Below are 13,283 nucleotides of genomic sequence, written 5' to 3'. Positions count from 1 at the left end.
GTGGGCAATAGCTCTAGTATTCCATATATAGCTGCTCATTTCGGGAATTTTCTTGAATTCTGGGAAAAGGAACAAGAGAAGTGAAAACGAACAGCTTGCTTCGGCTTTATTGTTTTATCAAAAACAATCATGTTATAAAGAAAAAAAGAAAGCGCTATCAAAAAGATGCATCTTCATTGCATTTTCAAATGAAAGCCTAAGAAGGGGGAGTGAGTGGACATGATGCAAAAAATTCAGCGGTTTGGTGCGGCCATGTTTGTACCGGTATTGCTTTTTCCGTTCGCTGGTATAGTCGTTGGCTTAACCATCTTATTTAAAAATCCTGATATCATGGGGTCCATTGCTGATCCGAATGGAATGTGGTACAAGTTTTGGACGGTAGTAGAAGAGGGCGGATGGGCGGTCTTTCGGCAAATGCCGCTATTGTTTGTTATCGGTATCCCGATCGGGCTGGCAAAAAAGGCTCATGCGAGAGCTTGTATGGAAGCGATTGTCGCTTATTTAACCTTCAACTATTTTATTAATGCGATATTAACTCTTTGGGGAGATAAATTTGGTGTAGATTTCAGTCAGGAAGTTGGCGGAGTCAGCGGTTTGACCATGATTGCGGGAATCAAGACGTTAGATACGAGCATTATTGGAGCGATTGTTATATCTTCCATTGTCGTAGCGCTCCATAACCGTTTCTTCGATACGAAACTTCCTGATTTCCTTGGTATTTTTCAAGGTTCATCATTTGTGGTGATTATTGCATTCCTTGTGATGCTTCCTATTGCTTTAATTACAGCATATGTTTGGCCAATCGTACAGCACGGCATCGCATCTTTACAAGGGTTTTTGGCAAGCTCAGGAGTGTTTGGGGTTTGGTTGTATACATTTTTAGAGCGTATCCTTATTCCGACAGGGTTACATCACTTCATTTACGGTCCGTTTGTTTTTGGTCCTGCCGTTGTTGAGGGAGGAATCGCTAAGTATTGGATGGAGCATTTACAAGATTATGCAACATCTGCCCATTCTTTAAAAGAAATGTTTCCAGAAGGCGGATTTGCATTGCATGGGATGTCTAAAATCTTTGGTATTCCGGGTATTGCATTAGCGATGTATGTTACTGCGAAACCAGAAAAAAAGAAACAGATTTCAGGGTTATTAATCTCTGCTACTTTAACGGCTATTATTGCTGGAGTTACAGAACCGATTGAATTTACTTTCCTGTTTGTGGCACCTTGGTTATTTGCCGTTCATGCAATTTTAGCAGCCACGATGGCAGCGGTGATGTACGCATTCGGTGTTGTAGGAAATATGGGTGGAGGACTGTTAGAAATAGCTACCGCAAACTGGATTCCATTATTCAAATATCATAGCACGACTTATCTCATCCAATGGGCAATCGGTTTTGCATTTATGATTATTTACTTCTTTGTTTTCCGATATTTGATTCTTAAATTTAATGTTGCGACGCCGGGACGCGAAGCGGATGATTCATCAGAGACGAGATTATATACGAAAGCAGATTATAAAGCAAAAAAACAAGCCAACCAAAAAGGCAGTGACAAAGGCTATACAGCTCAAGCATTGCAATTTTTAGATGCGCTCGGTGGACCTGAAAATATCGTGTCGGTTACCAATTGCGCCACACGCCTTCGCGTCAGTGTCCACGATGAATCAAAAGTCGCGCCGGATAGTGTGTTCAAGTCTGCAGGGGCCCATGGTGTCGTTCGTAATGGCAAAGCAATTCAAGTGATCGTTGGTTTATCCGTCCCGCAAGTGCGAGAGCAGTTCGAGAAAGCCCTGGAAGAAAAAGGATTTAAAACCGGATCGTAACGATCATCTCATCATGAAGAAGATGGGAAAATTCTTATCTAATGGGAAAAAGAACGGAAAGTGTGATTAGGTCCAGAATGGCTGGAATCCATTGTTCCCATATTTTCGGTTTGCTATAACAATAGTGAAAGCGCTCACTATAAAAAGGAGGAAGAAAAATGAAAAAGTTTTCCATTTTGATTGCAGGCGGGGGAAGTACATTTACTCCGGGGATTGTGCTAATGTTATTGGATAACTTGGACAAATTCCCTATTCGTAAGTTAAAATTGTACGATATTGATAAAGAACGCCAAGATATCATTGCCGGAGCATGTGAAGTTATTTTAAGAGAAAAAGCTCCAGAAATTGAGTTTCTCGCTACTACTGATCCGGAAGAAGCGTTTACCGACGTTGACTTCGTCATGGCCCACATTCGGGTTGGGAAATACGCTATGCGTGAATTAGATGAAAAAATTCCGTTGAAATATGGCGTGGTAGGCCAAGAAACATGTGGGCCTGGGGGAATTGCATATGGCATGCGTTCAATTGGAGGAGTATTAGAATTAGTTGATTATATGGAAAAATATTCGCCTAACGCATGGATGCTCAATTATTCCAATCCAGCAGCGATTGTAGCTGAAGCAATGCGCCGTCTCCGTCCTCATTCGAAAATACTTAACATTTGTGATATGCCTGTTTCGATTGAAGAACGTATGGCGCGGATTTTAGGATTAAAATCCCGCAAAGAAATGACGGTAAGATATTATGGATTGAACCATTTTGGATGGTGGACAGATATTCGCGACAAAGAAGGAAATGATTTAATGCCTAAGTTAAAGGAGCATGTTGCAAAGTACGGATACCTTGTAAACGACGGCGGGGACAATCAGCATGTTGATGCTAGCTGGCAAGATACATTCTTGAAAGCGAGAGACGTATATGCATTAGATCCGGATACGTTGCCGAACACATATTTAAAATACTATTTATTCCCAGATGAAGTAGTGGAAAATTCTAACCCGAATTATACAAGAGCAAATGAAGTAATGGATGGACGCGAAAAATTTGTATTTACGGAATGCAAAAAAGTCATTGAAAACCAATCAACAGAAGGCTGCGCTCTTCATATTGACGAACACGCTTCATACATTGTTGATTTAGCGCGCGCCATTGCCTATAACACTCATGAAAGAATGTTGCTTATTGTAGAGAACAAAGGGGCTATTTCTAATTTTGACCCGACTGCAATGGTGGAAATTCCATGCATTGTCGGCAGCAACGGGCCTGAACCGCTATCGATCGGGGAAATCCCGCAATTTCAGAAAGGATTAATGGAACAACAAGTATCTGTGGAAAAGTTAGTGGTAGAAGCATGGATAACAAGATCTTACCAAAAATTATGGCAAGCTATAACACTATCTAAAACAGTACCAAGCGCGAAAGTAGCAAAACAAATATTAGATGATTTAATCGAAGCAAATAAAGGATATTGGCCAGAATTGCATTAAAAAGAATACGAAACAAAAAGTATAGCACTTCGTCTTTTTGTTTCATTCCTCCTCCTTCCTTTAAAAAGAAATAGTTATTTAGTAAACTTTTTTAAAGGAAGGAGGGCCAAACAATGAAAATCGAAGAATTGATTAATAAACATTATAATCGGCTAAATGAGACCGATTTCCATATTTTAAAGTATATTTTAAATCATAAAAGCGAATGCCACAAATTAGGAATCAACAGTTTAGCAGAGAAGTGCAATGTTTCGCGCTCATCCATCTTAAGATTGGCCCAAAAGCTTGGGTTTAGCGGATATAGTGAGTTTCGTGTGTTTCTGAAATGGCAGGAACAAGAAGGGAACAATAGCGATAAAAGCCAAGTCGAAATTTTAAGCAACGATATTCTCGAAACATTAAAATATATCAAGACAAAAGATTTTTCTGAAATGTGCAAATTAATCCATCGCGCGCAAAGAATATTTATTTATGGAACCGGTACGGCGCAATTAGATTGTGCCTTTGAATTACAACGAATGTTTCTGGCCGTACAAAAATATTTGCATGTCATTCAGGCGCAAACGGAATTTGAAATGGTAATTAAAGACCTGACGCTAGATGATTTAGTCATTATTATTTCTTTTTCTGGAGATACTCCGACGATTTTTCCCGCAGTACAGTCATTGGTCGCGAAAGGAATACCATTTATTTCAGTAACAAACTTAAAAAATAATCGGTTGGCAAGGATGGCTCCTTTTAACTTGTATGCCAATAGCTCGAGCAGCGAATTAAGCGATGGCACTAAACTTAACACGTTTGCTTCTTTTTTTATTATAGGAGAAATGCTTTTTAGTCACTATGTCGATTATCTCAAGCAACTGCAAATCAATGAAAAAACTGGTGAATCGTCATGAGAAAATCGAAAAATTTTTTAGCTTGGAATTCTCAGGCCATCATGTCCAAAAGCACTGTATTTTTTAAAGCAGCTATTTGCTTTTTTTACACAGTACCATTGATTTTTGTCACTTACCTGTACTTAGTGACGCTTCATACGAACCAAACCTTTTTCACTCCGGTAATCCGCGAGCCGATCATCACCATTATGTTTGTTATAGCGATGCTAAATCCTTTTTTTGCTGTATTAACCAAAGTAGCGGTAAATGATTTAGAAAACAAAAAATATGTCCAGTTATCATATGTGATATTGTGGATGGTAGCCGCATCTCAATTGCTTATTGGCAATCTCTTTATCAGCATCATTCTCTTATTCGGCTTGCATCAACAAAGAAAAGAACAACCAACGTTATTAAAAGAAGGAAAGATAGAGCTCAAACATAAAGGAGCATGTGTGAGACTTTTCGGTAGTACATTAGTATTTTTTCTCTCTATCGTTTGTTTATTTTTATTCATTAAAATTACATTTTAAAAACGGATAGAAAGTGGGTTGAGATATGCTGAAAAAATTATTTAGTAAAAAAATAGAGACGAGAGTAGTGGAAATACATTCCCCGCTTGATGGGGAAGCAATACCGCTAGAAGAAGTTCCTGACCCTGTATTTGCCCAGAAAATGATGGGAGACGGTTTGGCGATTATTCCGAAAAACGGAAAAGTAGTTTCCCCTATTAACGGAAAGGTTGTGCAAATTTTCCCTACGAAGCATGCAGTCGGCCTCGTTTCAGAGGAAGGATTAGAAATACTTATTCATATTGGATTAGAGACTGTAGAGCTAAATGGGGAAGGATTTGAAGTCGCGGTAAGCGCCGGCGAAACAGTGAAAGTGGGAGACCCTTTACTGAATGTAGACCTCGATTGTTTAGAGCAAAAACATAAAGAAATCGTAACCCCGATTGTTATTACCAATCTGCTTGATAAAGCGGGAGATTTAGAATATATCGCAGAGAATAGCGTAGTAACAAGAGGGGATGTAATAATGAAATGCAGTGTAAAAGTGAATTGAACAGCTACATCGATCTGTTTTATCAAGCTGGCCTACAGACAAGGGTACGAGCCGGTTGTGTTGCCAGCAATAAGAATAGAAATAAAGAGGTGGCTGATCCCGAAAGTTTTGGGGATCAGCCACCCATCTATATAAAAAGGGGGGATTGATTAGTTTGTTTTTGCTTGCGCTTCTTTCCATTTGGCCAGTTCGTTTTCTACCTCTTCTTCCAGAGAGGAAGGGCGATAATGTTTAGACGCCAAGAAGTGGCGGGCGGCGGTGGTTTCCGCTTCTAAAGCAAGGATACGTTCTTCCATGCGCGCGAATCCGCGCAGCGCGTGATCGGGATGGAAGGAAGCGAGGGAGGCATCCATCTGTTTCAGCGCTTTGGCGGCGTTGGCACGTGCGATCAATTCTAATTGTTTTGCTGAAAGCTCGTCATATTTTTCCTGTAGCTGTTTTAATTGTTCTGTCACGTATGCGGTTTTTTCTTTCACCGTTTTGTATTGTTGCTCATAGGCGGATAATTTTTTTTCATACAATAGTTTTTCCCGCAGCGCGAGCTTCGCTATCGCTTCTTCGTTCCGTTCGAGTGCCAATGTTGCTTGGCGAGCTCGCTTTTCGATGATCGCTTTCGTTTGCGCGATCAACGTTTCATAACGCTGTTCGGCGAGTATTTGCTGGGTGAGGGCTTGATGGCCTTGTTGAATATGTTCCTCGAGTTCGCGTAAGTATTGTTTTGTCATGGCGATCGGGTCTTCCCATTGATCGACCAGTTTATGCAAATCAGCAAGTATCATCGTTTTGACACGGTGGAATAATCCCATGTTACGAATCCTCCTTTTTTATGTTTTTTTCCCATTCATCTAAAATATGTGCCGCTTGAATGGACGGCGTTGGCCATGATCCGATGGAGTTTGTCTGTTGCTGTTGGCGTTTTTTCAGAAGATAAGCAGCGACAAACGCCAACGCGATCAATGCCCATTTCGGCAGCAAGCCAATGAGCCCCCACGCCATCAACGCCAATCCCAGCCATTTAAAAGATCCTGCCGTTTTCCACCATACCCAGCCGATGACAAGCAACGATAGGTGAAAAAGAAAGACAAGGATTCCAAACATCATCCAGACATGGGGAGTCATCATGCCCGCTGGCCCTTGATAGAAGGCAAAATGGCGATGCCCGGCAAACGGTCCGCCGTAATGAGGCATGTCCATATCGAAAATGATCAAGCGGCTTCCAAACCAAAACGGAATCATATGCATCACCCCGTATCCCACAAGAAACAAAACGGCAAGCAGGACAGTTGTTCTTTTTTCCATGCACGCTGTCACCTCCTTTTCCATATGGTGTGGACGGTGTTGCGGTGCTTCGCTTGTCCGCGAATAAAGCCATCGCTTCAAAAAGATCGCGGACATGGACGTAAAGGGGAATGTTTTTTGGTTTTTCCCTCGTGCAGTTTGCATTGTAAAAAAGAAAAGAGAAAATTAGGTGAAAAAACGAAAGCAAAAAATTTTTTATAAAAAAAGCGCCTTCCATGATCGGAAGACGCTTAGCACGGGATTTTGACGATAAACTCGCTTCCTTTGCCGACTTCGCTTTGCACGTCAATCGTACCGCCGTGCGCATCAACGATCCATTTGGCGATCGACAAGCCGAGCCCGTGACCGCCTTGTTGGCGCGAGCGCGCTTTGTCGACACGGTAGAAGCGGTCAAAAATGCGGTGGATTGCTTCAGGAGGAATGCCGATTCCCGTGTCTTTTACCGAGATCGTCAGCCGTTTCTGCTGTTTCCAAGGCTCCAGGCGAAGAGATAAAGAGACTTCGCCGTGATCGGGAGTATATTTGATCGCGTTGTCAAGCAATATATATAAAAGCTGTGTCAGCTTGTCCGCATCGGCGGTAATGATGATTGACTCGGGAGCGTGAAGATGCATTTGAATTTGTTTTTTTGCCGCTAATTCGGATAATAACTGGAGCGTGCGTTCAGCGTACGGGCGGAAATCAAATGTTTCTTTGACCAACTGCAAGGAGGCATGTTTTGCATCTGCGCGCGCTAACGTCAATAAGTCATTGATAAGCTTTGTCATCCGTTTGAGTTCTTCCCGAAGCCGCGTTAACAGCTTGTGCGCAAATTCGTTTTTCGTTACTTCTTCTTCCATTGCGAGTGCTTCGACAGAGGAAAAAATGACGCTAAGCGGCGTCCGCAGCTCGTGGGATGCATCAGCGACAAACTGCCGCTGGCGGTCATACGCTTCTTGAATCGGGATAAGCGCCCGTTTGGACATAAAATAACTTAATACAACGGCAACGCCGATAAATAAAATAGCTAGACCGATCAAAACGACTAATAGCCAGCGAAAGATGTTAAAAAAGGATGTGACATCCACGCCGACATACAAGATGCCAATGACATTTCCATGCAGAACAACGGGACGTGCAGCGGTCAAAAGCCGCAATTCATGGGAATGAAGGCGGGTAAATGCAGCCAGCTGTTTAGGAATATCGACTGTTACATAAGTAGGCACATGTTCATTTATCCTTGATTCTTGCAAGGCTTTTAATAAAAACGGCCTCATATATTTGTTGACCTCATCTCCCGCAATCAGTTGTCCATCCGTGCCTACGACGTAAAAAAAGAATTGATCCTCGTTTAATAATACGACGCTTTCCTCGTCAAAAAAATCAAAATCGCTTTGTTTCAACAGAAACTGTTCGACCGCTTTTTGTTCTTGATTGACCAGGTTAATGATCCGCCGTTCTTGGTCGTTGGTGGCAACCAAATAAAAAAGAAAAGCAGCAATTGCGATAAATAAAGTGAGAAACACCATCAAAATACCGCTATATAATGCGGTCAGGCGCCATTGCGTGCGGTGAAACAGGTCGCTGTTTTTGATTTTCTGCAGCCAATCATTCCATTTATTTATCAATTTTATATCCCACCCCGCGCACTGTTTGAATGATCTCTCCTTTTAGCTTTTTCCGTAATAGTTTAATGGTGGCGTCAATCGTTTTCATCGACACATCGGCATCCCATCCCCATACGCGGTCAAGGATTGTTTCACGCGGTACGACGTGTCCGCGGTTTTGTAAAAGAAGGTCTAATACTTGAAATTCGCGCGGAGTCAATAATATTTCTTCGTTGCCGCGGTGAAGGGTATGGCTCGTTCGGTTTAACACGAAGCCATGGAAATGCACGATGTCTTCCTGAAGCGGCAGGAATGTGCGCCGCGCCAGCGCTTTAAGGCGAGCCATTAATTCATCAATTTCAAAAGGTTTGACGAGATAATCATCGGCGCCCGCCTCCAGCCCTTCTACGCGGTCTTGTACCGCATCTTTTGCCGTTAGTATCAGAATGGCGCCCGTGTAGCCGTTTTCCCGAAGCCGTCTGCAAATCTCCACACCGTCCCCGTTTGGCAGCATCCAATCCAGCACCAATACATCGTAAAATGAGGCAAGCGCGTAATCGTATGCCTCTTCTCCTTCCTGCACCCAATCGATATGGTCAACACCTTTTTTCTTTAGCAGGTGAACGATTAATTCCCCTAGGTACAAGTCATCTTCAGCAAGCAAGATTTTCATCGTCTTTTCTTCCTTTCTCATTTCCGTTTCTCCTTATGAATAATCATAACAGATGTTCGTGAAAAATCGATGAAAACGCGAAACGGGTTGACAAAAATCAATTTTTCACCATATTTTCACTTTTTTTGCTTATACTGTTTTCCGACGAGATTAAAGGAGGAATCGTATAGTGAAAAGGATTAATTACTTCTATTTTCTTGTTAACGGAGGCAGTGACAGGGCTTTTGCTGGCAGAGCCGTGGCTGATTGGTCAGCAAAAAAGGGAAGAACATCGCGAATTCCTTTCCCCGAATTCATCGACACCAGAGCATTTCAACAATGTCCAAGAGGGCAGACAGGTACGGGAAGCGGGCGGGTCTGTACAATCGCTTGCTGGCATCATTCGCGGACTGCATGAGGGGAGACTTGGTTCCTTCAATGTTAAATGGGCGATTGATATCGCCGCTGTGGCAATTATTTTATTAACGCTATCAGGAATTTATGTGTCGCTTCGATTGCTTGTGGCACAGCGCCATCGCAAAAGAAAACGGCCATTGCCTGTCGCCACGGAATAAAACAACAGATGAAGAAAGGAGAAAGGAACGATGGATATGAATATGATGCCACCATATGAGTCACAAACCGTTCGACCGCCGAAAAAAGGCCGTTTCTTTTCTTGGCTTGCCGCTTCGCTTGCTGGGGCGGTGCTTGGCAGTGCGATTACGTTATACGCTGCGCCGAAGGTTGGCATTTCGTCACCTTCGTCATCTGCAGGAGAAACGAAACAGACCGGCACTTCTACATCTACAGAGGCTCTCCCGCTGCAGCCGACGAGAAGCGTATCCAATAATATGATAACCGCAATTGAAAACGTCACGGATGCCGTTGTCGGTGTCGTGAACATTCAAAAGCAGGAAGATTTCTTTTCTGATCGCACAGAAGACCAGGAAGCGGGAACCGGTTCGGGAGTCATTTTTAAAAAAGATGGAAATACCGCGTATATTGTCACGAACAACCATGTAATTGAAGGGGCGAACAAAGTAGAAGTATCGCTGGCTGATGGCAAAAAGGTGAAAGCAGAGATTGTAGGAGCCGATCCGCTAACGGATTTAGCGGTATTAAAAATTGATGGCAGCCGCGTCACCAAAGTAGCAAGTTTTGGTGACTCGTCCAAGTTGCGGATCGGGGAGCCAGTTGCGGCGATCGGCAATCCGCTTGGCCTTGATTTATCGAGGACGGTGACGGAAGGAATTGTGAGCGGAAAGCGAACCATGCCCGTTTCTACTTCTGCTGGCGAATGGGAGTTAAACGTGATTCAAACCGACGCTGCGATTAACCCGGGTAACAGCGGCGGCGCGCTTATTAATAGTGCGGGGCAAGTGATAGGAATTAACAGTTTAAAAATTTCTGAAACGGGAGTGGAAGGATTAGGATTTGCCATTCCAAGCGAAGATGTCAAGCCGATTGTGGAACAGCTGATGCAATATGGGAAAATAAAGCGTCCGTATCTTGGCGTGCAGCTTGTGGATGTCGCCGATCTTTCCGATGAGGTGCGACAAGAACAGCTGCAATTGCCAGGCAGCGTAACGGCAGGAGCGGCGGTGGCAGCGGTAGAACCGTTCTCTCCAGCTGCGGATGCGGGACTTCAATCGAAAGATGTCATCGTCGAAATGAATGGGCAAAAGGTAGACAGCGTCAGTGCGTTGCGAAGATATTTATATACGAAAACGAAAATTGGTGAGAAAGTGAGGGTTGTCTTTTATCGCAATGGAGAAAAGAAAACAACTTCCATTACATTGCGGGCGAGAGGAGACAGCGAATCATAATAATATCCACTGATGCCTGTTCGCATGGACGGACAGGCTATTTTTTTTGAAACAACCGTTTATACCGTGCATCATACTACTTTTGGCTTGCAGGAATGATAATTAAACTTTTCGAATATTATGTAAATATAGGGCAAATAGCTTAATTTCCCGTTTTTTGAGTGATTAAAAAATGGATTATTATAAGAAGTTTTGACATAGAAATGAAAATGAAAAAGCGCTGGTGGTTGTCATCACTGTGTAGGAAGAAATGCATCGCCTCTAGGAAAGCGCGGGCATAGGGGTCGCCCGCGCTTTTTCGCCTACATGGCGTTTTATGGAATGGCTTTATTTGCCGCATGGAGAAAGAAAAAGCAACATCCAAAGAGCGCGCTGCAATTGCCTATCCATGTTAAAGCAAACAACGATTAGTATGTAGCGACATTCGATGTGTGTGGTAAACGGACCTTGTTTGTACCGTGCAAACGGTATTTTTTGAAAAAGATAGAGGAAATATGAGGAAAGTTGTCGAAAAAATGTAATGGATGAAACTAAAGCAAGATGTCTTTCGTATGATAAGGTAAATGACGAGGGAAGGGGGAAACGGGGGTGTTCGGCTATCCATTGGAAACGGTGTATCTTGCTGTCCTGATTGTAAGCGGGAGCTTGACACTCTTATATATTTTCTTTAGCGATGTGGTGGATGGCGTTTTCGAGCTGCCCGATCATCCGTTATTTAGCCCGCAACTCGTTTTATCATTTTTCACAGTTGGCAGCGCATCCGGTTTTTTGTTAGAAAGATATACGGAGCTGCCTTCCTGGTTGATTGCGGCGATGAGCGGGGGAATTGCACTCATTATTGTATTGCTTTTGCATTTTTTCGTCTTTATTCCGCTTCGGTCGGCAGAAACATCATTAAATTATTTCGATACGGACTTGGAAGGCTCGCTTGCTAAAGTGATCGTCACCGTTCCGTGTGATGGATTTGGCGAAATTTTATTGACGCGCAAAAGCGGCGCGGTTTCGAAAGCGGCCAAAAGCATAAACAACGAAGAAATTGCCTCCGGAACGGAAGTGATCGTTGTGAAAATGGAAAACGGCGTCGCCGTGGTGGCGAAGCACGATCCATATGATATTTCATCATTACATAAAGGGGGATATATGGAATGACGCCATTGTTAGTAGTCATTGGAGTGGTTGTGCTGCTTCTTGTCGGATTAATCGCCATTTTTATCACCCGTTACCGTACGGTCGGCCCAGATGAGGCGCTCATTGTGACAGGCAGTTATTTAGGAAGCAAAAATGTGCATGTCGATGAATCCGGCAATAAAATTAAAATTGTCCGCGGCGGCGGCACGTTTGTCCTGCCGATTTTCCAGCAGGCCGAACCGCTCAGCTTGCTTTCTATTAAATTAGACGTGCAAACGCCGGAAGTGTATACGGAACAAGGCGTTCCCGTCATGGCGGACGGCGTTGCCATCATTAAAGTCGGCAGTTCGATCGGCGAGATTGCCACAGCAGCGGAACAATTTTTAGGAAAAACACGCCAGGATATGGAAAATGAAGCGAAGGAAGTGCTAGAGGGCCATCTTCGTTCCATTCTCGGTTCGATGACGGTGGAGGAAATTTACAAAAACCGCGATAAATTTTCGCAAGAAGTGCAGCGCGTCGCCTCGCAAGACCTGGCAAAAATGGGGCTTGTCATCGTTTCGTTTACGATTAAAGATGTACGCGATAAAAACGGCTATTTAGACGCGCTTGGAAAACCGCGCATCGCCCAAGTGAAGCGCGACGCCGATATCGCGACGGCGGAAGCGGAAAAAGAAACACGCATTAAACGCGCAGAAGCGGATAAAGAAGCGCGCAAAGCGGAGCTCGAGCGCCTGACGGAAATCGCGGAAGCGGAAAAAATCAATCAATTGAAGCTTGCCGAATTCCGCCGGGAACAAGATATCGCCAAAGCGCGCGCCGATCAGGCGTATCATTTGGAAGAAGCTAAAGCGAAACAGGAAGTCACCGAGCAGCAAATGCAAATTAAAATTATTGAGCGGCAAAAGCAAATCGAATTGGAAGAAAAAGAAATTTTGCGCCGCGAACGGCAATATGATTCGGAAGTGAAGAAAAAAGCGGACGCCGAACGCTATGCGATTGAGCAAGCCGCGGCGGCGGAAAAAGCGAAGCTAATAGCTGAAGCGGACGCGCAAAAATACCGGATCGAAGCAATGGCGAAAGCCGAAGCGGAGCGCATCCGCCTCGATGGATTGGCAAAAGCGGAAGCAGAAAAAGCAAAAGGGGAAGCCGAGGCAGAAATTATCCGTCTGAAAGGTTTGGCGGAAGCGGAAGCAAAACAAAAAATCGCCGAAGCGTTCGAGCGTTATGGTCAAGCGGCGATTCTCGACATGATCATCAAAATGCTTCCAGAATACGCAAAACAAGTGGCGAGCCCGCTTGCCAATATTGATAAAATTACGATTGTCGATACGGGTTCTAATAGCACAAACGGCGGTGCGAACCGCATCACCGGCTATGCGACCAACTTAATGGCCAGCCTGCAGGAAACATTGAAAGCTTCCGCGGGGATCGATGTGAAACAATTGTTAGAAAACTTTGCGGCGAAAGGAAATGTGGAACCGTCAGGCGCCCAAGTGAATGAAGAAGCGGCGGAACAACGGAAAACAGCAGGGCAATAATCA

At 43.8% G+C, this 13,283-nt stretch carries 13 protein-coding genes; 9 read left to right on the top strand and 4 right to left on the bottom strand.

Annotation, left to right across the window (positions count from 1 at the left end; genetic code table 11):
• Positions 1-219: 219 nt before the first annotated feature.
• The 5 genes from HT574_RS17350 to HT574_RS17330 all read left to right on the top strand — a co-directional run bounded on the left by HT574_RS17350 (position 220) and on the right by HT574_RS17330 (position 5,248).
• Complete coding sequence (locus tag HT574_RS17350; protein WP_175245569.1) at positions 220-1,821, top strand: alpha-glucoside-specific PTS transporter subunit IIBC; 1,602 nt, start codon at positions 220-222, stop codon at positions 1,819-1,821.
• Positions 1,822-1,979: 158 nt separating this feature from the next.
• Complete coding sequence (locus tag HT574_RS17345) at positions 1,980-3,308, top strand: 6-phospho-alpha-glucosidase (protein WP_175245568.1); 1,329 nt, start codon at positions 1,980-1,982, stop codon at positions 3,306-3,308.
• 113 nt (positions 3,309-3,421) lie between these two features.
• A complete protein-coding gene (locus tag HT574_RS17340) occupies positions 3,422-4,204 on the top strand; it encodes a MurR/RpiR family transcriptional regulator (RefSeq protein ID WP_175245567.1) in 783 nt (260 codons plus the stop codon).
• Positions 4,201-4,716: a hypothetical protein gene (locus HT574_RS17335; RefSeq protein ID WP_175245566.1), complete on the top strand. Its 516-nt coding sequence runs from the start codon at positions 4,201-4,203 to the stop codon at positions 4,714-4,716. Before HT574_RS17340 ends, HT574_RS17335 begins: the two co-directional genes overlap by 4 nt.
• 25 nt (positions 4,717-4,741) lie before the next feature.
• Positions 4,742-5,248 carry a PTS sugar transporter subunit IIA gene (locus HT574_RS17330; protein WP_175245565.1) on the top strand — a complete coding sequence of 169 codons (507 nt, stop codon included), beginning with the start codon at positions 4,742-4,744 and terminating at the stop codon, positions 5,246-5,248.
• A 149-nt stretch (positions 5,249-5,397) separates the two neighbouring features.
• On the opposite strand, the gene HT574_RS17325 is transcribed toward HT574_RS17330, so the two are convergent.
• From HT574_RS17325 to HT574_RS17310, 4 genes are all read right to left on the bottom strand, one after another.
• Positions 5,398-6,054, bottom strand: coding sequence for a PspA/IM30 family protein (locus HT574_RS17325; protein WP_175245564.1), 657 nt, complete (start codon positions 6,052-6,054; stop codon positions 5,398-5,400).
• A 1-nt stretch (position 6,055) separates the two neighbouring features.
• Positions 6,056-6,547 carry a hypothetical protein gene (locus tag HT574_RS17320; protein ID WP_175245563.1) on the bottom strand — a complete coding sequence of 164 codons (492 nt, stop codon included), beginning with the start codon at positions 6,545-6,547 and terminating at the stop codon, positions 6,056-6,058.
• 230 nt (positions 6,548-6,777) lie between these two features.
• A complete protein-coding gene (locus HT574_RS17315; protein WP_175245562.1) occupies positions 6,778-8,154 on the bottom strand; it encodes a sensor histidine kinase in 1,377 nt (458 codons plus the stop codon).
• The gene (locus HT574_RS17310) at positions 8,144-8,806 is read right to left on the bottom strand and encodes a response regulator transcription factor (protein ID WP_175245600.1); all 663 of its coding nucleotides are present in this window, start codon (positions 8,804-8,806) and stop codon (positions 8,144-8,146) included. Before HT574_RS17310 ends, HT574_RS17315 begins: the two co-directional genes overlap by 11 nt.
• Before the next feature lie 212 nt (positions 8,807-9,018).
• Here HT574_RS17310 and HT574_RS17305 point away from each other — a divergent pair, with 212 nt between their 5' ends.
• The 4 genes from HT574_RS17305 (at position 9,019) to HT574_RS17290 (ending at position 13,280) form a co-directional block, all read left to right on the top strand.
• A complete protein-coding gene (locus HT574_RS17305; RefSeq protein ID WP_375154131.1) occupies positions 9,019-9,360 on the top strand; it encodes a PepSY-associated TM helix domain-containing protein in 342 nt (113 codons plus the stop codon).
• Positions 9,361-9,396: 36 nt separating this feature from the next.
• The gene (locus HT574_RS17300) at positions 9,397-10,611 is read left to right on the top strand and encodes a S1C family serine protease (RefSeq protein ID WP_175245598.1); all 1,215 of its coding nucleotides are present in this window, start codon (positions 9,397-9,399) and stop codon (positions 10,609-10,611) included.
• A gap of 588 nt (positions 10,612-11,199) precedes the next feature.
• On the top strand, positions 11,200-11,760 hold the full coding sequence (locus tag HT574_RS17295) for an NfeD family protein (RefSeq protein WP_175245561.1): 561 nt from the start codon (positions 11,200-11,202) through the stop codon (positions 11,758-11,760).
• Positions 11,757-13,280 carry a flotillin lipid rafts scaffold protein FloT gene (locus HT574_RS17290; RefSeq protein ID WP_175245560.1) on the top strand — a complete coding sequence of 508 codons (1,524 nt, stop codon included), beginning with the start codon at positions 11,757-11,759 and terminating at the stop codon, positions 13,278-13,280. Before HT574_RS17295 ends, HT574_RS17290 begins: the two co-directional genes overlap by 4 nt.
• The last annotated feature ends 3 nt before the right edge of the window (positions 13,281-13,283 follow it).

Source organism: Parageobacillus sp. VR-IP, assembly GCF_013357975.1.
In the GTDB taxonomy this organism is placed as follows: Bacteria; Bacillota; Bacilli; order Bacillales; family Anoxybacillaceae; genus Saccharococcus; species Saccharococcus caldoxylosilyticus.
Note: the sequence above shows the minus strand (reverse complement) of the source record. Positions and strands in the feature narration are given on the sequence as shown.